We start from the raw sequence: 19,865 nt of genomic DNA, 5'->3' as shown, positions 1-19,865 counted from the left end.
AAAAACGATTCCTGCATTCAGGAATCGTTTTTTTATTTCTTCAGGCGAAACAACAGCATTTCGATCAATAAAGATTTGTTCATCCCGCCTGTTTTCATCTGATAGTCCGCTTCTGCCAGCAGCCCCATTAAATGGGATAAGTCCTCATCGGTAAAGGCGGCAGCCTGACCGAGAGCAAGCTTAACTCGGAACGGGTGTGTCTTTAAATACCCAGCAATTTGCTGCTGGCCATATCCCCTTCTTGACAGTTCCTTCACTTGATAAATTAATCGGAATTGCCCTGCCAGTAAGGCCAATATTTTGATCGGTTCCTCATTTTGTTTTAATAAATCAAAATAAATTCTTAACCCTTCATCCAGCTTCCGCTGTACTACTTTTTCAACTAGAGTAAAAATGTTTTGCTCCAGCGATCTTGCCACTAGTTGATCTACCATGGAGACATCAATTCGTTGTTTCTCTCCAGCGTATAATGCCAGCTTTTCAATTTCACTTGAAAGCATAAACATATTTGTGCCACTAAGAGCAAGTAATTGGTCAATCGCATCTTGCTCAAATTCAATTCCATTGGATTTTGCCCGTGTCTTTACCCAGTTTTTTAGATCATGTTCATTTAATTTTTTTGCTTCCACTATTTCAGCGTTTCTTTTTAGTTCCTTCGTAATTTTCTTACGTTCATCTAGTTTTTCGTATGGAGCAGAAATGACCAACACGGTATATGGTGCCGGCTCTTTTAAATAGGCTTCGAATCTTGATAAATTATGGTCCACTTTTTCTTTCGTTTTTTCCGCAGTTAAAAAAGCAGGGTTATGTAAAAAAATCACTTTTCTTTCACCAAGAAATGGAAAGGTTTCAGCGTCCTCTAACGCCAATTCGATAGGTGTTTCCTCTAAATCGTAAGCAGCGAAATTAAATTCCTTCTCTTCATCACCTAAAATTGTGTTTAGAAGTATCTGTTTGGTTTCATTGATTAAAAATGCCTCAGTTCCATATAATAAATAAATAGGAGCAATTTCCCTTTGTTTTATTTTTCTCCATATATCTAATACCATTTGCCCAGCGCTCCCCTTCATTTCACTCACATCTTATCGTAAAGAAGCTTGGACGATTTGACAAGTACTTAAAGGGAATTAGCACAATATCTTAAAGTACCAATTCCCGATCTATTATAAACGCTAGCATTAAGGCCCTAGGAACTTCTTAATGCTTGCGGAATTTCTTTGTAAATATAGTGTAGCCCGCACCGTGTCAAACTATTTTGACAACACTTGTCAGTTATTGAATACAATTTGAGGCAGGCTGGATTTTTTTAGACGAATGGCTTATACTATATCTTGAAATAGGAGGGGTAGACTGTGAACGAATTTGAAAAAAATGTGCTAAGTAAGCGTAACGATGCAATCGATTCAGGAGTTGGGTTTGGGGTTTCCTTTGGGTTTTTTGCGATAATGTTTATTATTGCAACAGTTATTAAGCTAATTGGATCATAATAAATGGATGGCTACATATGTGTAACTAGAAAGGCTGCAGCAAACGCAGTCTTTTTTATTTTTTGGCTCTGTTTAATTTGGCTGCTGATTTCCGTTCCGGGCACTCGCTTTCCGCGGGGAGGTCCTGGAGCCTTCTCGGCGCTTTGGCGCCTGTGGGGTCTCCAGTGACCTCTCTATCCCCCAGGAGTCGAGTGCCCTCCACTCTAATCAACAGGGTGCAAAATAAACACTGACTTTTAACACAGCAAATTTTTAAAAGAATTGGTATATCCTATGGCAAATAGGTTGAAAAGGTTCCTTGTCCATGGTAAAAACGATAGGTTATTGCCCCTTGCAAGTCTGTCCGATAAATCATAGTATGAGCTGCTTCTAGACGATCGAGGACTTCCTGATGCGGATGGCCGAATCGATTATGTTCACCGGCAGAAATTAATGCTACTCTAGGGTTTATTTTTTGAATAAATTCTTCAGCACTCGATGTTCTACTTCCATGATGGCCGGCCTTAAGTATATCTATTTTCAAATTAGGATAGTTTTTAATAATGGCTAGTTCTCCTTCTTGATCAAGGTCCCCGCCAAAAAACCAGTTAACTCCTTCTATTTGTGCAATGATTGCAATTGAACCTCGATTACGTTCACCTGTGAAATTTTTTTCAGGGGAAAGAATATAAAATTCATTTACTCCACTGCTCCAATGATTTCCCTTTGACACGTTTATGACGGAAATTCCTTTCTTGTTTGCTTCTTGGATAATAGCGCGTTCTGTATCTGAAGGGTCCCTAACGGACGGCATCAGGATTTGCTTTACACTTAGTTCCTTTAATATCGAAAATGTCCCGCCAATATGATCCATATCCCCATGAGTCAGGATTAATTTATCAATCGTTGTAATTCCCTGCCCTTTTAAATAAGGAACAACAACATCCCTCCCTACTTCAAAGACATTAACCCGCTCCCTCCACTTATCTTCTGAAAATTGCATAGTCCCCCCAGTATCGATGAGATAGGTGCCCCTGCCGTGGGGAAAATGAAGCAAAATACTATCACCTTGTCCCACATCGATCATCGTAATCTCACCATATGGATTTAGAAAGTTCCAACTAGGCTGAAAAACCAACAATCCAAACCCGATTAAAAGTAATTGCACATTTCTTTTTCGAGTTGACCTGGATTCCCAAATATAAAAGATCGAAACGATAAAAAGAATGTACATTATTAGTAAAAATATGTTTGGCCTTCCAGGAACAAAAGCTGTTAATGAAAAATTACCAAGTTTACCAATAAGATTATTAAAAAAATTTATGATTAGTAAGAAGAATGAAATGAGCATTTGTGGTGTATTGTTGAAAAGGATTTCGATGAGAAACAATAAGTATAAACCGGGAAGATAAACAAACGAAAATAGTGGTATATATAACAAATTGGCCAGGATCCCAATCGTGGACATTCCAAAATAATGATACAGTAAAAAAGGCATCGCTGCTAATTGGGCTATGATAGACGTAAGCAACATCTTTACGCCATTTTCCTGATAGCTTTGCAGAATAGACCCTGCAGACAATATAATCGCAAAGCTTACTGAAAAGGAAAGCTGAAAACCGACATCAAATAGAACGAGTGGACTAATAAAAATATATAACATAAATGCTAAGCTAATGGCATCAATCGGCATGAGCTTTAAAAACCTTTTCCACTTATCAGAAATTAAAATGAGAAAAATCATAAGTGCGGAACGAATAACCGACGGGGATGATCCTGTAAGAATGACATAAATAGGTAAAATAACAATGAGCAAATTCACCATAAATTGGCGGGTAAATCCTATACGGATGCCGATATAAAACACCATGCCGATCAGTAAGGAAACATGTAGTCCAGAAATCGCCAATAAATGGACTAGGCCGGTTTGTTGATAATCTCCTAATAATTCCGGATTAAGCAAACTAACGTCCCCAAAAATTAAAGCTGCTGATAGTGAAGCAATTTCTGGAGGAAAATGTTTTTCAAGATATCGGGTGCCTTGAAAGCGATACTGTTTAATCATAACTATAGGGGACTGCTTAATTGTGGAGCAATTCTGAAGGGGATTTCCCTGGATATCAACAATCCAATAGATTTCTTTCGTAGATAAATAATGGCGATAATTAAAGCCATTAGGATTTTTGGCAATTTTCGGTTGTTCCAGAGTCCCTGAAACCCTGCATAAATAGCCATAAAAACTTTTATTATGGAGTAACTCTTTTTCTTGTTCGGATTTGATTTTATAACGGACTAATAATTTCTCCTTGTACAGTTTATCAGTTACCTGTACCTGTAATAAATCGCCATCAATTTTAGGGTTCTGAGTATATTCAAGATCAAAGGAAGTAGTTTTTTTAGGAATGACTGTTTTATTTTTTAAGACCGAACCATGGCCATCGATAAAAAAAACGAAAACAGTAAGGAGGATGATTAGTAGTTGGGTTTGGTTATATTTTTTGTATTTATATAATACATACAGGTAAATTAGAATTAATAGAAAAAAAGGAAGAAATTTAATCTGAGCGCATAATTCCGCTAATAGTGCAGCAATAGCAAAAAATACAAATTTACCATACATAATTTTTCTCCAATTTTGGTTATGGAGAGCCGGTCATTTGACCAGCTCTTCTTAAGAAATTATTGATTTACCTTTCTAAAATCGATGACTGTTTCAGTTAGCTCTACCTTTTCTACTTTCACGTTAGCTTGTTCAAATAATTCAACTGCATAGGGGTGATTTTTATAATCCTCTGAATAATAAACTGTTTTAATACCTGCCTGTATTATGGCCTTACAGCATTGTAAACATGGAAAATGTGTGACGTAAATTTCAGACTCTGATGTTGGTACCCCAAACTTAGCGCACTGCAGCAATGCATTCATTTCAGCATGGATGGTCCTGACACAATGGTTATCAATTACATAGCAGCCTTTATCGATACAATGGTCTCCCCCCGCAATCGATCCATTATATCCTCCTGCAATAATTCGTTTATCTCTTACAATGGTAGCTCCAACTGTAAGTCGAGTACATGTGCTTCTAAGTGCGAGCAAATGACTTTGTGCCATAAAATATTGATCCCAGGAAATCCGCTTCATTTTCTCCCACTCCCTTTAAAGCTTTTAATTAAGGCTCTTTTCGTAAACTTTGTTGCTTTTGGAGATTAATAAGTTTCATTTACTAAGTTCCTAGGCAATTTTCGCAAATGTTCTTACGAAAAGATGCCACGAAGCTTCTAGTTATACGGGTTGATAAATTTATTCGAAAAACAAAAATCTATGCGAAAATAGCCATAATTAAAGTGTAAACGGCTTGTACCATTTGGTCAATGAACGACCACCAAATCCTTTAACTTTTCGAAGGTTTTATCACCGATTCCGCTGATGTTCTTTAAATCTTCGACCGCTTTAAAAGGACCACTTGTATTTCGATATTCGATAATGGCGGCCGCTTTTGCAGGGCCAATCCCCGGAAGGTTCTGCAATTCGCTTTCATCGGCCTTATTCAAATTAATTTTCCCCTCGTTTTGACCCGCACTGCCTAATGGTGCCACACCACCTGTACTGCCTGCTGAAACTAATCCCTCCTCACCCTTTGCAGGTATGTAAATGACCATTTCGTCTTGGACATGTTCCGCAAAGTTCACTTGCCCCTGATCTGCTTGTTCAGTTAACCCCCCAGCCCGGCTGATGACATCAATCACCCGTTCACCGGTATTGGCTTGATACACCCCAGGCTGCTTAATTTGACCCTTTATGTCCACCATTATTTTTTCAGGTTGCTTATTTTGGTCTTCTTGGCTTTTCTTTTCCGGTTCCTTTCCATCCGATTGAAGGTTACTCTCCATATTTATAGATTGTTCAGGTACTGATCCTGCATGATTGTTCAAATAAAAATAATAAAGTCCGCCAAAAGCAATCGAAGCCACAATTAATACATGTAACTTGTGTTCATTCAACCAGTCTTTCAATTGGATTCATCCTTTCTAAAGGTATATTTCATTGCAGGATTTCATATTGTTATAAAAGAATCTTTCATATGAAGGAGGGTCGAATCAATGAATATAGGCATCATCGGTACCGGAAATATGGGGACGATTTTGGTCGAGGCTATGATTGATGGAAAAGCCATTTCCCCTTCTTCAGTAATAATTACGAATAGAACGAAGGCAAAAGCGATGCTGCTTAAAAATAAATATAAAAATATTAGAATTGCGGCTAATGCGGTAGAAGTTGCGGCAGAGTCCGATTTGATATTTATATGCGTTAAGCCATTACAAATTTTTAAATTACTTGACCAAATAAATCCATATTTGAGTGAGAAGAAATGCCTTATTTCAATAACAAGTCCTGTCAGTACAAGCCAAATTGAAAAAAAGGTATCCTGTTCCATTGTTAGGGTTATCCCAAGCATCACAAATCGTGCATTATCTGGGGTTTCATTGACAACGTATGGAGAAAATTGCAGCGACCATTGGAGGACAGAAGTAGAAAAACTAATTGCGAAGATCTCTGTTCCAGTTTCTATAGATGAAAAAATTACAAGGGTAGCCTCTGACATTGTTAGCTGCGGACCTGCCTTCTTCAGCTATTTACTTCAGAGTTTTATTAATGCTGCGGTAAAAGAAACGGAAATTGATGAAGAAACAGCAACAATATTTGCTAGTGAGATGGTTGTTGGACTTGGTGAATTATTAAAGCAAGGACATTATACCTTACCGTCACTGCAGGAAAAGGTTTGCGTAAAGGGCGGAATAACGGGTGAAGGAATAAAGGTGCTGGAGAACGAGATGGGAAATATGTTTGAACACGTATTTCAGGCGACACACGCGAAATTCAAAGAGGACCTTCATAAGGTAGAAGTGCAATTCTCTAATCATTAATTCGCTAAATTAAGACAAATTCCTCTATATTTTTATAAAAAGAGCCATCTTTTTTAGAAAAGATGGCTCTTTTTATTTTTTCGTTGCGACAAAGAAGATTCTTTCAGAATTTTCCTTAGGTGCCGAGTTTTCAAAATCAGCACTTATCTGTACAATTTCAAAGCCTGCATCCCGCAGCCAATCCGAATACTGTTGTATCGAAAAGGTTCTCTGTAAATGCAGTTCATCATATCGGTCATATTTTCCCGTATTTTCATCCAAGACAAAAAAGCTTAGCTCATGCTCCACACTGTTTAGACTTTCACCAGGGAAGCTATTCCAAATATAAGAAACATGATCATCATTGTGGGCAAATGTCTGATTGATGAAAACCTCGGTGATTTTATAGATAGAGTGGACATCAAATATAAACATTCCCTCTTCGCTCAAATGTCGATAAACATTTGAAAATGTATCAACCACTTCTTGTTCAGACTCAAGGTAGTTTAAGGAATCGCAAAAAATACCAATCACATCAAACTCTCCTTGACCTTCTAAATCAGCCATGTTTTGCTGAAAAAAAGGAATCTTCATTCCAGCATCCAAGGCTTTTGTCTGTGCTACTGCCAGCATATCATCCGACAAATCGACACCCGTCACTTGAAATCCCTGCTGAGCAAATCGCACCGATAATTCACCCGTGCCACATGCTAAATCAAGCAGACGGTGAGCATTGTTAAGTTTAATTTGTACAAGTGTTTCTTTAACAAACTGTACCCACGCATCATAAGGGGCATCCTTCATCAGTTCATCGTAAAGATAAGCAAATTGTTCATAACTCATGTATTCAACTCACTACGGATATCTTCTAGTGGAGCATCACCCCATAGTCGTTCCAAATTATAATAACTTCTTTCATCACGATGGAAAACATGTGCCACGACATCTCCTAAATCAATCAATACCCATCTTGCATCATCAAAGCCTTCAATCCTTTTTACCTCATAGCCTTTTTCTTGTGCTTTTTCTTTCATTTCTCTAGCTATTGCCTGAACTTGTTTATCAGAGTTGCCGTGGCAAATAATAAAGTAGTCCGCAATTAAGGAAATTCCTTTCATATTTAAAGCTAGAATATCTTCTGCCCGCTTATCATCGGCAGCTTTTACAGTAATTTTTAATAATTCTTGATTATCCATCCATCAATCCTCCATTTTTTTTATCAGGTCATTATACGTGTGAAATGTATCTGGATATACCCTTTGATTTTTTTTCATTAAAAACATGATAGTATTTTGAACCGCTTTTATTAGAGCCTTATCCAAACTTTCCTTTGCCATTCCTCTTACTTCATCAACCCCTGGAAAATGTCTTCCAGGTTCAATATAATCAGCCAGATATATAATTTTTTCAAGCAAAGTCATACTTGGCCTTCCTGAAGTATGATAACGAATGGCATCCAAAACATCACGGTCAGTTATCCCTGCCTCTTTCTCAACTAAATAGGTACCAACAGGTGCATGCCATAGTTCAGCATTATATTCGAGCAGATCTTGCGGCAATCCTTTTGTAACAATTAATTCTTTCATTTCATCTTTGGGGCGAAATTTTGCATAATCATGAAAAATGGCTGCTAGTTCAGCTTTTTTTTCATCTGCGCCATATTGTTTTGCTAAGGTAATAGCTGTCTCCATTACCCCTAAGGTATGCTGATAACGATGCTCGGTTAATTGCTCTTTAACAAGCTGTAATGCCTTTTCACGTTCCATACAAGCTTTTCTCCTCTATATAAAGAATGACCGCATCTGGTAGTAAATAACGAATCGTCTTTCCGCTTTTTACCCGCTCTCTAATCATGCTTGATGATATCTCCATTGTTGGCACGTCAACATAAAGAACAGGATAATCTGTTTGATGACTATAATGTGGCCTGTCAACGCCAACAAATTGAACGAGCTTTACAAGTTCGTCAATTTTATGCCATTTCGGTAAATACTCAATCATATCTGCCCCTATAATAAAGAAGAATTGATGGTCAGGAAATTGGTCATTTATCATCTTCATTGTCTCGACAGTATAGGAAGGCCCTTTTCTTTCAAGTTCAATCGTTTGAATTACAAACGATTGATTATTTTCCAATGCTAATTGAAGCATTTGCAAACGGTCTTCATTTTTTACTTCATCCGATTTTTTCTTATGGGGAGGTTCCTGATTTGGCATAAACCATATCTCATCTAGTTGAAGTGCAGAAAGAACCTCATTCGCAATTAAAAGATGTCCGTAATGCGGCGGATCAAATGTACCACCCAAAATGCCAACTTTCTTCATGCTTCACCGCCTAGTTTTTTATGGAAGAGTAATCTGCTTCTTTTCAACCGACTCTTTATAAAGGACAATAGTATTCCCAATAATTTGCACGATTTCTGCACCCGCACCTTCCGCCAACTGCTCAGCAACTACATTCTTATCTTCCTCACAGTTTTGCAAAACACTCACTTTAAAAAGCTCTCTCGCTTCAAGAGCATCGGCTACTTGCTTAATCATATTTTCATTCACGCCGCCTTTTCCTACTTGAAAAATAGGATCAAGGTGATGTGCCTTTGATCGTAAAAATCTTTTTTGTTTACCTGTTAACATGTTTTTCCTCCTAATTGTTGCAGTACATTGTTTTTCATTCTTTCTATATCAGGGAAAATCCCTGTCCATTTTTCGAATGCGAGGGCCCCTTGATAAACAAACATATCAATTCCGTTTTGGATACTTGCACCTTTTAATTTTGCTTCCTGCAAAAAAAGAGTTTCAAGCGGATTGTAAATTATATCACAAACCACAGCATTTTTCTTGAGATTTGTTACATTTACTGGTAATTCAGCAATTCTTGGGGACATACCAATCGTAGTAGTTTGAATAATCAAATCGTATTCTACTAGCCGTCTGCCTGCTTCCTCTAATGTAAAAGCATTAGAGGCAATGCTGTAGGGGCAGGCTTCAATAAGGCTGGATGCTTTTTCTAATGTACGATTGGCGATATCAATAACCATCGGCCTTTCCAGTGCTAAAGTGAAATAAAGGCCTCTTGCTGCCCCTCCTGCTCCCAGGATTAACACCTTTTTTCCATCTAAAGTAGGCATGTAAGCATTTAATCCCCTTAAGAAACCATGACCGTCCGTGTTATAGCCAATAAATTTACCGCCGTCATTGACTACCGTATTGACCGCTCCGAGATTTAAAGCCAATTCATCTACTACGTCAAGGAAGGGAATAATGGCACTTTTATGAGGAACCGTTATATTAAATCCTCCGACGCCTAGCGCTTTTAATCCTTTGACAGCATCTTCAAGATTCTCATTTTTGATGTGAAAAGGGAGATAATGAGCATCAATCTTGTAATGCTCAAATAAATCATTATGCATGATTGGAGACATGGAATGCCCAATCGGATCCCCTAAAACAGCATATAACTTTTTCATTTGTATCCTCTCACCCTCTACATCTGTACCTTTATATTAAAGATTTTCTGATTAATGTTTGAACTCCCCTTGGTACGTAAGCAATCACCTTTGCTCCAGGATCATTCACTGTAATCCAGCCAAGTCCTGAAAAAACAATATCTGTTTTTGCTTCTTTTACAAAAAATTCTTGTTTTACTAGGTCAGGAAAGGAATCTAGCTGCTCCTGTCTAGGCGGTGTCAGCATTTCGCCGACATGTTTATCGTACAGTTCTGCCGCATTCTCTGTTTTTGTCCTGTGAATGTTAATCTCATTGGAAACATAACAAACAAAAGACCTTCTACCGCCGCTAACATAATCAAACCGGGCTAGTCCTCCAAAAAACAAGGTCTGTCCTTCATTTAATTGGAAAACCTTTGGTTTTATTTCCTTTTTCGGAGTTATCACTTTTAAGTCTTTTTTATCAATAAAATGGGCCATTTGATGATGGTTTATGATACCAGGTGAATCAATTAATGATTTATCATCATCCAAAGGAATTTTAATTATATCTAAAGTGGTTCCAGGAAAATGGGAAGTTGTAATAACATCCTCTTCACCAGTTACTTCTTTAATGATTCTATTGATAAAGGTCGACTTGCCGACATTCGTACAGCCTACAACATAAACATCCTTGCCGTTACGCATCACATCAATGGCTGCTGCTGTTTCTTTAATAAACAAGCCTTTTGCCGCACTAACGAGGAATACCTCTTCTGCCCTTAAGCCAAGCTCGCGCGCTTCCTGTTTCATCCAATGTATTAATTTGTTATGCTTGACGGATTTAGGCAGTAAATCAACCTTATTTCCTACAAGAACAACTTTGTTGTTGCCAACAAAACGATGTAATCCTGGAAGCCAGCTGCCATTAAAATCAAATATGTCAACGATCATGACGATTAGAGCGTCAGTTTTTCCGATTTCATTCAAGATTTTCAAAAAGTCATCGTCGGTTAACTCGACATCTTGGACTTCATTATAATGTTTTAGCCGAAAACAGCGTTGGCAAATAATCGTTTCTTTCTCTAATGCCGAAGCCGGAGCATATCCTAATTTTTCTGGGTCTTCTGTTTGGACTTTTACTCCACAGCCCATACATAAATATTGTTGATCAATCACAGCTTATTCCTCCCATTGCAGCATGCCTTTTTTGCGGAACCAATTCAAAATTCTCCGTTCCGCAAAGCGATTAAATTTAGTAAAGAAACCATCCGTCTGCGCAACAGGAACTACAAGAATCGTATGGAATCCACTCCGGTTTCCTCCAAGAACATCCGTCATTAACTGGTCACCTATCACGACCGTCTCTTCTTTTTTCAAACCCATTTGTGAAAGTGCTTTGTGAAATGCCGGACCCATTGGCTTTTTTGCCCGAAAAATGAACGGGATCTTAAGCGGGTCGGAAAATGCCTTCACTCTTTCTTCATTATTATTAGAGACGATTGTAACAAGAATATTATGTTTTTTTACTTCATCAAACCATCGAATTAAAGCCGGTGTAGCATTTGGACGGTCCCATTCCACTAACGTATTATCCAAGTCCGTAATAATTCCTTTAATCCCTTTTTGTTTTAATTGTTCAGGTGATATATCCAGAATGCTTTTCACATGTTCATCCGGTAAAAATTGTTTTAACACTAAGCTTACACCTCATTGATTTCTAATATAATGCATAGCACTTCTCATCATAACCAATTTTAACCTTTGTTTCAAAAGAAAAGTGAGAAAGTCTATTCTTATTGTTAATCAAAACGTGGCAATACATGAGATTCAAAAATATGGCGAAACTATTTCAATTAAAAAAATATTTTTCGACAAAATCCTTCAAACTCAGACTCTGTGGATAAAGTTATTAACATTATACCCATTGAATCATTCCCTTTTCCTCACTTTATAAACAAATTAATCACAAGTTATCCACTAGTTTCTGTGGATAAATAGAACGATTGTTCTATAAGAATAAATTTGGTAGATTTAGGGTACACCAATTGAACGTACTATTTTATGTTTGTTTAATTATAAATAGAACCCTTAATTTCAAATCCGGAGGTGGATTCTGACGTGCGGAAACTGTCAGATGAATTATTAATCGAATCCTATTTTAAAGCAAGAGAATTAAATTTAAGCCCAGACTTTATTAATCTAATTGAGTCTGAAATTCACCGACGCTCGCTATACAATAAAATCAAAATGACTTCTTAATTGCCCTTATAGGGCTTTTCTTTTTTTTCAGCAAAATAACTAACGGTACCTTAAAGCACCGTTATTTTAAAATGCCAATTTTCTCCCCGACTTTAATCTCCTTTGGTGTATGAATATGAGGATCAATTTCAAAAATATTCTTTTCAAACAACAAGACAACTGTGGATCCAAAGGTGAAATAGGCCATTTCCCCGCCCTTTACTAAATCAGACCCTTTATGGGTTGTTTCAATGGAATTAACAAACATCGCTCCAACCTTTACAATTGCCACATGGCCAAATTCCGTTTTGACCTCCGTAATGACACGGTAGTTCTTTGCGAGCGTTCGAACTCCGTATTTTAGCCCTAATTTATTTACAGGATATGATTTAGACCCAAGTGTCCATTGATTCATTACGGTTCCATTCACAGGGCTGTGAATTCGGTGATAATGACTTGGGCTTAAGTATAGAATCATATATGTACCATTTAAATATTTGGATAACAACTCAGCGTTTCCAAGCATCTCTTCAATGGAATAAGTCTTCCCTTTGACTATTATTTCACTTCTCTTATTGATTGGACCCACATCTTCAATTACAGCATCCACTGGACTGACAACGGAATCACGGGCATCATCGATTACCCTTGCATCTTTTTTCAGTGTTCTAATAAATAAATCATGAAGGGTTGGATATTCTGTCAATCCTTTTTCCATTTCTTCTACATTCAATTGATAGATTCTAGCGAAGGATGGGACAATAAATCGGCTGACGCGAGAACGCGCAAAACCCTTTAAAATGCTAGATGTCCATCTGCCATTTGTTAATTCAATTAAAAGACGATATACAGTTTGTATCATTGAATGACCCCCAAATAGTGTAAAAATACTCTTTACGAAAAAGCATAAAACGCTTAGAATATAATATTATAGAATAACCTTATGAAATGGAATCCCCTTCTGGCTTTAAAAAAGGAGTGATGAGGAAAATGTTTTTGTTGGACGTTTTGGATCAAACCATCAAAAAACTTAAATCCCAAACAGCCAATGTTATTACATTAACAAATTTATCATTGGGCGGATTTGCCATTATTTTTGCCCTGCATCCCAATAATTTACGATTAAGCCTATTACTCATTTTTATTGCCGCCTTAGCAGACCGATTTGATGGCTTGATTGCAAGAAAATTTAATATTGAATCAGAGCTCGGCAAGCAATTAGATTCCATGAGTGATATTATATCATTCGGAGTGGCACCAGCACTATTACTTTACCAAGGTGTGCTTCATGAATTTGGCGGCCCTGGTACATTTTTCACCGTATTTTATATAGGGTGCGGTGCATTCAGATTGGCACGTTTTAATATTTCTGAAAGCAATGGATACTTTACTGGTTTACCGATCACAGCAGCAGGCTGCTTGGCAACATTAAGCTTTTTGGCCATTAACTACGTATCATCTCAAACGTTCTTATTTATTATTATCATTCTATCCTTCTTAATGGTCAGCTCCTTTAAATTGAAAAAAGTTTAATTATTCTGAAACGAACAAAGACCTACTTGGATTTAACCAGGTAGGTCCTTTCTTATATTTTTAACAATAAAATTTTCTGGACAGACACAATTTCCCGTTTTTTTCATAGGAATTAATAATAGGCTCTAGCCTATTCTTATTAGCCAAAAAAGATACGGGGGTGGAAGTAGATGTCTGGAATTTTGACAGCTCTCGGCTATTTAGTGAAAGAGTTTTTATTTCTGGTATCGTATGTAAAAAATAATGCCTTTCCTCAACCCCTATCCGCTGCAGAAGAAAGGAAATACCTTCGATTAATGGCAGAAGGGGACCCGCATGCCCGCAATATGCTCATTGAACATAATTTACGATTAGTTGCTCACATCGTAAAAAAATTCGAAAACACAGGTGAGGATTCGGAAGATTTAATCTCCATCGGAACCATTGGTTTAATAAAAGCGATAGAAAGTTATTCGGAAGGTAAAGGAACAAAACTCGCTACTTATGCCGCTCGTTGTATCGAAAATGAAATCCTCATGCATTTGCGGGCGCTAAAGAAAACAAAAAAGGATGTATCCCTGCATGATCCTATAGGGCAAGATAAAGAGGGCAATGAAATTTCATTAATCGATGTATTAAAGTCAGAATCTGAAGATGTTATTGATACAATCCAGCTGAACATGGAGCTAGAAAAAATAAAAAAATATATTGAAGTACTCGATGAGCGGGAAAAGGAAGTAATCATTGGCCGCTTTGGCCTAGACCTGCAAAAAGAAAAAACACAACGTGAGATTGCCAAAGAACTTGGGATATCCCGTAGCTATGTTTCACGAATTGAAAAGCGCGCCTTAATGAAAATGTTCCATGAATTCTATCGTGCCGAGAAGGAAAGAAAGAAAAAGAATTAATGAAAGAGCCGGATTACTCCAGCTCTTTTTTACCGTCCTTTAAAAGCATGTTCCAGGTTTTGCCCCCATCTTTAGATTCATATAAATCATTTCGATAGGTTGTGAACGCGATTTGATTTTCGTTTTTCGGATTAACTGACAAATAGGTAATTGGATTGTCATAATCAAGAAAAGGAATCGCGATATCCGCTTGTTCGCCAGAAGAAGTGTTCTCTTTTTTTAATAAAATTGAATTGTTTTCTACACTAGAAAATAAAAGAGAATCCCCATTAAACGTAAGTGCTGTTACCATTATGGGGGCGGTAATTAGCTTCATCGTGTTTCCATTGTCATTAGAATAATATATACCTGATCTCGTTGCCATAGCCATGATATCCCCATTAGTAGGGTTGACGGACATCATTCCCAGTGAATCTGCATTAAAATTTTTAAACGCACTTTTTTTCCAAGTTTGACCATTATCTTTTGTATAGTTCACACCTTGACTTAATTCCCCATGTGGCTGCTCACTAATCACATAGATGGCATCTCCAGAAAAACTTGCCGCCATAAAATAAAAGTTCAGATCACCATAATAAGCTAATTTTTTAATTGATTCCCCTTTATCAACACTTTGCACTAATCCAAGCGGATTTTTATAACCTGTCCCTTTTTGTGGAATCCCGCTTGTCACAAAACCTTTATCAAGTGCTTGAAAACCAATATACTCATGTTTATTAGTGGTCGTCTCGTACCACTTTGAATCCTTAAACAGTTTTAAGCCTTGATCGGAAGCAACATAGAGACCATTATCATTTCCAGGGTAGCCTATACCACGAATATTCTCAATTTTTAATGATTTCGCTTCAACTATTCCGTATTTTATTTTGTTCACAGTTTCATTTTTTTGTACAGATTTTTTTGGCTGCTCACTGCTGCAGCCCGCAGCTATTAATAAAATCCCCGTTAAAATAATGAGTAAAACCTTCTTTTGAATCTTCACTTTTTTCCTCCTGTTACAAATCCTTATCCATCCACTTATACCCCAGTCCCCAGACAGTTGTCAAATATTCATCAACGGGAAAACCTGTTTTTCGTAACTTATCCCTAAGATTTCGGACATGAGAATCAATGGTCCGATCTTCAGTTGGAGCAGCATATCCCCAAATGGTCGTGAGTAAATGTTCTCGAGTGAAAACTTTGTTTCGATTCTGCAGAAAAAGCCCTAATAACGAAAATTCCTTCAATGTAACTGGGACATTCTTATCATGATAAGATACTTCAAATGAATCTTCATTTAAGGATAGTCCTCTAAAGGAAATAGAACCCTTTTTTCCACTATTTCTTCTAAGAATGGCTTCAATTCTGGCCGTTAGCTCTTCTTCATTGAATGGCTTTGATATGTAATCATCTGCTCCCGTTTTTAAGCCTTTAACTACGTCCATTTTCTCACTGCGTGCAGTTAACATAATTATTGGAACGTCCCAATTTTTTCGAATTTCTCGGCAAGCTTCCCAACCGTCCATTTCGGGCATCATCACATCCAATAGGATTAAATCCGCTTGATCACCCTCCAAGAAATGAATAGCTTCAATTCCCGAAGTCAATTTTATACAATGATATCCTTTGGGTGTTAAATAGAGGGAAAGTAAATCTAACATTCTTGATTCATCATCTACTAACAGAATTTTTTTCAAACGCAACCTCTCCCATCATATAAATCTAAGAATAAATTATACTACAATTGGCTGTAAACAGATGTGAATTTCATTTGGACAAATGCGGACATGCACATCTGCCTATACAAGCAAGGACTAGGGCTCATAACCTATTATAAAAAAGATAAAGGGGGGAATTACATGCCATATGGTTATGGTTATCCTTATCCATCCGCCTTTTACCCCGTACCCTACCCAGTTCCTTATCCTAGTGGAGGGGGAGGATGGTATGCGCTCTTTATCGTCTTATTCATCCTATTATTAATCTTTGGCGGATGGTGGTATTATTCTCGTTTTTGTTGATTCTTTTCGGCTTGTGCAGGTTAGCATAAGCCATTTTTGTTTCGGAAGCGAAATACAAGAATTTTTTGAAAAATATAGATTATAATGAAGAAGTACATATGAAAAGGGGGTACAAAAGATGACAGCCACTACATATTCTGATGTTTGGAATCTTGATGCATTTTTTAAAGGTGGAAGTGCGTCTCCTGACTTTGCAGACCATTTAAACCACACTGCTGAATTAATTGAGTTTTTCCAAACCAAGGTAAACAATTGGACTCCACTCAATTCTTCTCAAGATCAGAAATATTTACAGGTGCTGCTTGAGGATTTTGAAAAAACAGCTAAAAAACTCCGCCAGGCAGGCGCATTTGTTGGATGTCTGCAAGCACAAAATACGGAAGATAAACAAGCCTACACCCTTGAATCAAAAGTAACTAGTTTAAGCGCTGCTTTTCAATCAGCGCTAAGCACATTTGATAGCCTGCTTACTTCCATCAGTGATGATGTTTGGAAACAGCTGCTTGCTAGTCAAGCATTGTATGAGCTCTCCTTCGTGCTTTCAGAAAGACGTGAACGTGCCAAGGATAGACTTTCCAAAGAGGAGGAAGCATTAATCAGCTCTCTAGGTGTTGACGGCTATCATAGCTGGGGCCAATTGTATGATTTAATCGTTGGAAAAATAAAAATTCCTGTAACCGAAAATGGTGAAGAGAAATTACTTTCTGTCGGCCAAGCCTTTAATAAATTCTCAAGCCCTGACCGAGAAGTCCGTGCCAAAGTGTTTAAGAATTGGGAAAAGGCTTGGGGCGACCAAGCGGACTTTTTTGCTAAAACTCTTAATCATCTCTCCGGTTTTCGGTTAAATGTTTATCAAAAAAGAGGCTGGAAAGAGGTATTAAAAGAACCGCTCAACATTAACCGAATGGAAAAAGAAACACTTGAAGCAATGTGGACGGTTATTTCTGAAAATAAACAAAAACTTGTCATGTATTTAGAACGGAAAGCAAAACTCTTAGGTCTTGAGAAATTAAGCTGGTTTGATTTAGATGCTCCTTATGGAAAAACAGCATCAAAGCTTTCCTATCAAGAAGGTGCCGAATTTATCGAACAAAACTTTGCTCTTTTTGGTGAAAAAATGGCTATTTTTGCAAAAAAGGCCTTTGAGGAGCAGTGGATTGAAGCGGAGGATCGTCCTGGAAAAGCACCTGGAGGCTTCTGTACTTTCTTCCCAGAAAGTAATCAATCAAGGATCTTTATGACTTATTCGGGAACGCCATCAAATGTATCCACACTCGCTCACGAACTAGGGCACGGTTTCCACACCTTTGCGATGAAGGGGGTTCAACATCTTAATCGAAACTATGCGATGAACGTTGCAGAAACAGCCTCAACATTCGCAGAAATGATTGTTGCCGATGCCGCTGTGAAAAATGCAAAGAATGAAGAGGAAAAACTCGCTCTGCTTGATGATAAAATTCAAAGAACGGTTGCCCTTTTAATGAATATACATGCCCGCTTCTTGTTTGAAACTCGTTTTTATGAAGAAAGAAAACAAGGGCCGGTAGCGGTAGAAAGATTGAATGAATTAATGCTTAAGGCGCAGAAGGAAGCCTATTGCGAAGCCTTAGAAGAATATCATCCATTATTCTGGGCTTCTAAGCTACATTTCTTTATCACTGGTGTTCCATTCTACAACTTCCCATATACCTTTGGTTACCTTTTCTCCCTCGGGATTTATGCACTGGCACTTAAGGAAGGGAAAGGCTATGAAGAAAAGTACATTTCCTTGTTAAGAGATACTGCTTCGATGTCTGTGGAGGATCTTGCTAAGAAACATTTACAGGTTAATCTAACTGAAAAGGACTTCTGGGAAAATGCAGTCCGGATTTGTATGGATGATGTGGATGAATTTTTAGAGCTAACAAAAGATATATAGATTGGGAATAAAAAGCATCGGCCGCTCTATCCGGCCGATGCTATAATTAATTATTCTACGCTTATTTCCGCTGAGATTACGCAGCCAATTGCCCCAGTAATGACCAATGCCATCACAACCATCAACATATTCTCCACCCCTTAAAATAGATCTGCTCTTTCTACATTGAATTTATCATATTTTCACAGTAACTATCTTTATGAGATGTGAACATTTTGTTAACAAACAATACCAGCTATTAGCAAAATAAATGAATTATGATATCATTTTTTCTTTGATCTAAAGATTAGCGATAATAATAAAATATGCAGCGGCATAACGATTACCTCCTATTTTTTCAGTCAGCTAGGTGGTATCTTTCATACCCCATAAGCTTGCTCCTCGACCTTGCATTAGAAAAATCATCTGTAAAACCACCTTTCTGTTGTTTAGATTTTTTATTGATTACATAAGACGATGCATGGAAATTTGACGATCTTTATTTTGTTCATACAACTTTTCAACCATTTCCTGATGGACAGCTTCTTCAAGACTCATATTTCGTTTTTTTATTGTAATCGAGAAAAATAATATATTTAAGGTCATTATTAATCACATCCTTTCCTATAAACTTTTTCGTGGTTCTACCTTAAATGGTACATGGAAATTTGACGATCTTTGTTTTGTTCATACAGCTTTTCAACCATTTCCTGACGGACTGCCTCTTCAAGATTCAGTTTGCGTTTTTTTATTGTTAACGAAAAGAACACTAAGTTTAGGGTCATGATTTAACACCTCCTTTAAAGCATTTTTCGATTCAGCAACATTCTCAATTTATGCAAGACATATCCAATCGGCGAGTAAAAAGGGCACAAAAAGGCCGCAAGAAAAATAGTCCCCTGCGACCAGTCATTTGTAGGCATAAAAATACCGCAAGGCATCATTCTCCCTGCGGCATGGATATGTATTGTAACAAAAGGTTAAGCAATCCATTCCATTCTGGTCGAATGCATGTTATTCAAATATTTAGATGTTTTCATGCTAATGTATGTGAATCTCATCTTACTCGACCTCCTTTGGAATATTTTACTTGCTACGGTAATTATATCCACGCTTCCATACTTTGTAAACCTTTTTTTTACAATTTTTATAAAAAATAATAAAATAGCCCTTTAGAAACGCAAAAAAAGTGTTCCCGATATATATCGGGAACACTTACTTTTCCTTGAAATTATCCTGTCCGTCTTCCAGCTCTATAAGCTTCAGTTGACATTGCTTTACTTGAATAAAGAATAAAATAGACACAGCTAAAAAAGACATGGAAGCAAGGATCATCATATTTAAATCCATTACAGATTTTCCTGCATATGGAATAATTGAACCTAAATAGAAAAACACACCGAAAGCAAATAAAGTCAGTGCAAACCGTCTAAAATCAACCATCTTTTCAAAAAGAATTTTCGATTGCTGTTTCACTACCTATCACCTGCTTTTCTTAAAATCTACTAACC

The 19,865-nt window shown here is 37.3% G+C and carries 24 protein-coding genes and 1 pseudogene; 7 read left to right on the top strand and 18 right to left on the bottom strand.

All coding sequences use genetic code 11. The features are described from left to right. Positions 1-32 precede the first annotated feature (32 nt). Positions 33-1,049 carry a DNA polymerase III subunit delta gene (holA, locus tag ABES02_RS18030; protein WP_430137819.1) on the bottom strand — a complete coding sequence of 339 codons (1,017 nt, stop codon included), beginning with the start codon at positions 1,047-1,049 and terminating at the stop codon, positions 33-35. A gap of 303 nt (positions 1,050-1,352) precedes the next feature. Between holA and ABES02_RS18025 the strand changes: the two genes are divergently transcribed. Then, positions 1,353-1,487, top strand: a complete 135-nt coding sequence (locus ABES02_RS18025) for a YqzM family protein (protein WP_430137816.1) — start codon at positions 1,353-1,355, stop codon at positions 1,485-1,487. Positions 1,488-1,758: 271 nt separating this feature from the next. Here the strand turns inward: ABES02_RS18025 and ABES02_RS18020 are convergent, their stop codons facing one another. The 3 genes and pseudogenes from ABES02_RS18020 to ABES02_RS18010 all read right to left on the bottom strand — a co-directional run bounded on the left by ABES02_RS18020 (position 1,759) and on the right by ABES02_RS18010 (position 5,479). Next, a complete protein-coding gene (locus tag ABES02_RS18020; RefSeq protein ID WP_430137813.1) occupies positions 1,759-4,086 on the bottom strand; it encodes a DNA internalization-related competence protein ComEC/Rec2 in 2,328 nt (775 codons plus the stop codon). Between the two features lie 74 nt (positions 4,087-4,160). Further along, positions 4,161-4,607, bottom strand: a pseudogene (locus ABES02_RS18015) (ComE operon protein 2); the annotation flags it as partial. Positions 4,608-4,834: 227 nt separating this feature from the next. After that, positions 4,835-5,479, bottom strand: coding sequence for a helix-hairpin-helix domain-containing protein (locus ABES02_RS18010; protein ID WP_430137810.1), 645 nt, complete (start codon positions 5,477-5,479; stop codon positions 4,835-4,837). Positions 5,480-5,566: 87 nt separating this feature from the next. Between ABES02_RS18010 and comER the strand changes: the two genes are divergently transcribed. Next, the gene (comER, locus tag ABES02_RS18005; RefSeq protein ID WP_430137807.1) at positions 5,567-6,391 is read left to right on the top strand and encodes a late competence protein ComER; all 825 of its coding nucleotides are present in this window, start codon (positions 5,567-5,569) and stop codon (positions 6,389-6,391) included. Positions 6,392-6,463: 72 nt separating this feature from the next. On the opposite strand, the gene ABES02_RS18000 is transcribed toward comER, so the two are convergent. The 8 genes from ABES02_RS18000 to ABES02_RS17965 are packed head-to-tail and all read right to left on the bottom strand — an operon-like array spanning position 6,464 to position 11,494. Further along, positions 6,464-7,213: a class I SAM-dependent DNA methyltransferase gene (locus ABES02_RS18000; RefSeq protein ID WP_430137805.1), complete on the bottom strand. Its 750-nt coding sequence runs from the start codon at positions 7,211-7,213 to the stop codon at positions 6,464-6,466. Next, positions 7,210-7,566: a ribosome silencing factor gene (gene rsfS / locus ABES02_RS17995; RefSeq protein WP_430137802.1), complete on the bottom strand. Its 357-nt coding sequence runs from the start codon at positions 7,564-7,566 to the stop codon at positions 7,210-7,212. The genes ABES02_RS18000 and rsfS overlap by 4 nt, the downstream gene beginning before the upstream one ends. A gap of 3 nt (positions 7,567-7,569) precedes the next feature. Next, entirely contained in the window at positions 7,570-8,136 is a 567-nt protein-coding gene (gene yqeK, locus ABES02_RS17990; RefSeq protein WP_430137800.1) for a bis(5'-nucleosyl)-tetraphosphatase (symmetrical) YqeK, read from the bottom strand. Next, positions 8,126-8,695, bottom strand: coding sequence for a nicotinate-nucleotide adenylyltransferase (locus ABES02_RS17985; RefSeq protein WP_430137798.1), 570 nt, complete (start codon positions 8,693-8,695; stop codon positions 8,126-8,128). The genes yqeK and ABES02_RS17985 overlap by 11 nt, the downstream gene beginning before the upstream one ends. An 18-nt stretch (positions 8,696-8,713) precedes the next feature. Then, complete coding sequence (gene yhbY / locus ABES02_RS17980; RefSeq protein ID WP_289988074.1) at positions 8,714-9,004, bottom strand: ribosome assembly RNA-binding protein YhbY; 291 nt, start codon at positions 9,002-9,004, stop codon at positions 8,714-8,716. Continuing rightward, entirely contained in the window at positions 8,998-9,837 is an 840-nt protein-coding gene (gene aroE / locus ABES02_RS17975; protein WP_430137795.1) for a shikimate dehydrogenase, read from the bottom strand. The genes yhbY and aroE overlap by 7 nt, the downstream gene beginning before the upstream one ends. A 31-nt stretch (positions 9,838-9,868) precedes the next feature. Then, complete coding sequence (gene yqeH / locus ABES02_RS17970; protein WP_430137793.1) at positions 9,869-10,975, bottom strand: ribosome biogenesis GTPase YqeH; 1,107 nt, start codon at positions 10,973-10,975, stop codon at positions 9,869-9,871. Between the two features lie 3 nt (positions 10,976-10,978). Further along, a complete protein-coding gene (locus tag ABES02_RS17965; RefSeq protein WP_430137790.1) occupies positions 10,979-11,494 on the bottom strand; it encodes a YqeG family HAD IIIA-type phosphatase in 516 nt (171 codons plus the stop codon). A 423-nt stretch (positions 11,495-11,917) separates the two neighbouring features. Here ABES02_RS17965 and ABES02_RS17960 point away from each other — a divergent pair, with 423 nt between their 5' ends. Further along, entirely contained in the window at positions 11,918-12,058 is a 141-nt protein-coding gene (locus tag ABES02_RS17960) for a sporulation histidine kinase inhibitor Sda (protein WP_430137787.1), read from the top strand. Positions 12,059-12,119: 61 nt separating this feature from the next. Here the strand turns inward: ABES02_RS17960 and ABES02_RS17955 are convergent, their stop codons facing one another. After that, on the bottom strand, positions 12,120-12,899 hold the full coding sequence (locus ABES02_RS17955; RefSeq protein ID WP_430137784.1) for a phosphatidylserine decarboxylase: 780 nt from the start codon (positions 12,897-12,899) through the stop codon (positions 12,120-12,122). Between the two features lie 128 nt (positions 12,900-13,027). On the opposite strand from ABES02_RS17955, the gene pssA reads away from it, so the two are divergent. After that, positions 13,028-13,570, top strand: coding sequence for a CDP-diacylglycerol--serine O-phosphatidyltransferase (gene pssA, locus ABES02_RS17950; protein ID WP_430137781.1), 543 nt, complete (start codon positions 13,028-13,030; stop codon positions 13,568-13,570). A 170-nt stretch (positions 13,571-13,740) separates the two neighbouring features. After that, a complete protein-coding gene (gene sigK / locus ABES02_RS17945) occupies positions 13,741-14,457 on the top strand; it encodes an RNA polymerase sporulation sigma factor SigK (RefSeq protein WP_430137778.1) in 717 nt (238 codons plus the stop codon). Positions 14,458-14,470: 13 nt separating this feature from the next. On the opposite strand, the gene ABES02_RS17940 is transcribed toward sigK, so the two are convergent. Then, complete coding sequence (locus ABES02_RS17940) at positions 14,471-15,439, bottom strand: F510_1955 family glycosylhydrolase (RefSeq protein WP_430137776.1); 969 nt, start codon at positions 15,437-15,439, stop codon at positions 14,471-14,473. A gap of 13 nt (positions 15,440-15,452) precedes the next feature. Further along, positions 15,453-16,133, bottom strand: coding sequence for a response regulator transcription factor (locus ABES02_RS17935; RefSeq protein WP_430137774.1), 681 nt, complete (start codon positions 16,131-16,133; stop codon positions 15,453-15,455). 162 nt (positions 16,134-16,295) lie between these two features. Here ABES02_RS17935 and ABES02_RS17930 point away from each other — a divergent pair, with 162 nt between their 5' ends. Next, positions 16,296-16,457: a hypothetical protein gene (locus ABES02_RS17930; protein ID WP_430137771.1), complete on the top strand. Its 162-nt coding sequence runs from the start codon at positions 16,296-16,298 to the stop codon at positions 16,455-16,457. Between the two features lie 118 nt (positions 16,458-16,575). Beyond that, positions 16,576-18,375 carry a M3 family oligoendopeptidase gene (locus tag ABES02_RS17925; RefSeq protein ID WP_430137769.1) on the top strand — a complete coding sequence of 600 codons (1,800 nt, stop codon included), beginning with the start codon at positions 16,576-16,578 and terminating at the stop codon, positions 18,373-18,375. Positions 18,376-18,819: 444 nt separating this feature from the next. On the opposite strand, the gene ABES02_RS17920 is transcribed toward ABES02_RS17925, so the two are convergent. The 3 genes from ABES02_RS17920 to ABES02_RS17910 all read right to left on the bottom strand — a co-directional run bounded on the left by ABES02_RS17920 (position 18,820) and on the right by ABES02_RS17910 (position 19,830). Then, on the bottom strand, positions 18,820-18,960 hold the full coding sequence (locus ABES02_RS17920) for a YrzI family small protein (RefSeq protein ID WP_430137766.1): 141 nt from the start codon (positions 18,958-18,960) through the stop codon (positions 18,820-18,822). 38 nt (positions 18,961-18,998) lie between these two features. Continuing rightward, positions 18,999-19,139: a YrzI family small protein gene (locus tag ABES02_RS17915; protein WP_430137763.1), complete on the bottom strand. Its 141-nt coding sequence runs from the start codon at positions 19,137-19,139 to the stop codon at positions 18,999-19,001. A gap of 430 nt (positions 19,140-19,569) precedes the next feature. Then, entirely contained in the window at positions 19,570-19,830 is a 261-nt protein-coding gene (locus ABES02_RS17910) for a YrhC family protein (protein WP_430137760.1), read from the bottom strand. Positions 19,831-19,865 lie beyond the last annotated feature (35 nt).

Origin of the sequence: Neobacillus pocheonensis, from assembly GCF_050477905.1 — a bacterium.
Taxonomy (GTDB): domain Bacteria; phylum Bacillota; class Bacilli; order Bacillales; family Cytobacillaceae; genus Neobacillus; species Neobacillus pocheonensis_A.
Note: the sequence above shows the minus strand (reverse complement) of the source record. Positions and strands in the feature narration are given on the sequence as shown.

Excerpts from the sequence above, each read along its gene's own strand:
- holA (WP_430137819.1), bottom strand. The coding sequence starts at position 1,049 with ATGGTATTAGATATATGGAGAAAAATAAAACAAAGGGAAATTGCTCCT.
- ABES02_RS18020 (WP_430137813.1), bottom strand. The coding sequence starts at position 4,086 with ATGTATGGTAAATTTGTATTTTTTGCTATTGCTGCACTATTAGCGGAA.
- comER (WP_430137807.1), top strand. The coding sequence starts at position 5,567 with ATGAATATAGGCATCATCGGTACCGGAAATATGGGGACGATTTTGGTC.
- ABES02_RS18000 (WP_430137805.1), bottom strand. The coding sequence starts at position 7,213 with ATGAGTTATGAACAATTTGCTTATCTTTACGATGAACTGATGAAGGAT.
- rsfS (WP_430137802.1), bottom strand. The coding sequence starts at position 7,566 with ATGGATAATCAAGAATTATTAAAAATTACTGTAAAAGCTGCCGATGAT.
- yqeK (WP_430137800.1), bottom strand. The coding sequence starts at position 8,136 with ATGGAACGTGAAAAGGCATTACAGCTTGTTAAAGAGCAATTAACCGAG.
- ABES02_RS17985 (WP_430137798.1), bottom strand. The coding sequence starts at position 8,695 with ATGAAGAAAGTTGGCATTTTGGGTGGTACATTTGATCCGCCGCATTAC.
- yhbY (WP_289988074.1), bottom strand. The coding sequence starts at position 9,004 with ATGTTAACAGGTAAACAAAAAAGATTTTTACGATCAAAGGCACATCAC.
- aroE (WP_430137795.1), bottom strand. The coding sequence starts at position 9,837 with ATGAAAAAGTTATATGCTGTTTTAGGGGATCCGATTGGGCATTCCATG.
- ABES02_RS17955 (WP_430137784.1), bottom strand. The coding sequence starts at position 12,899 with ATGATACAAACTGTATATCGTCTTTTAATTGAATTAACAAATGGCAGA.
- pssA (WP_430137781.1), top strand. The coding sequence starts at position 13,028 with ATGTTTTTGTTGGACGTTTTGGATCAAACCATCAAAAAACTTAAATCC.
- sigK (WP_430137778.1), top strand. The coding sequence starts at position 13,741 with ATGTCTGGAATTTTGACAGCTCTCGGCTATTTAGTGAAAGAGTTTTTA.
- ABES02_RS17930 (WP_430137771.1), top strand. The coding sequence starts at position 16,296 with ATGCCATATGGTTATGGTTATCCTTATCCATCCGCCTTTTACCCCGTA.
- ABES02_RS17925 (WP_430137769.1), top strand. The coding sequence starts at position 16,576 with ATGACAGCCACTACATATTCTGATGTTTGGAATCTTGATGCATTTTTT.
- ABES02_RS17920 (WP_430137766.1), bottom strand. The coding sequence starts at position 18,960 with ATGACCTTAAATATATTATTTTTCTCGATTACAATAAAAAAACGAAAT.
- ABES02_RS17915 (WP_430137763.1), bottom strand. The coding sequence starts at position 19,139 with ATGACCCTAAACTTAGTGTTCTTTTCGTTAACAATAAAAAAACGCAAA.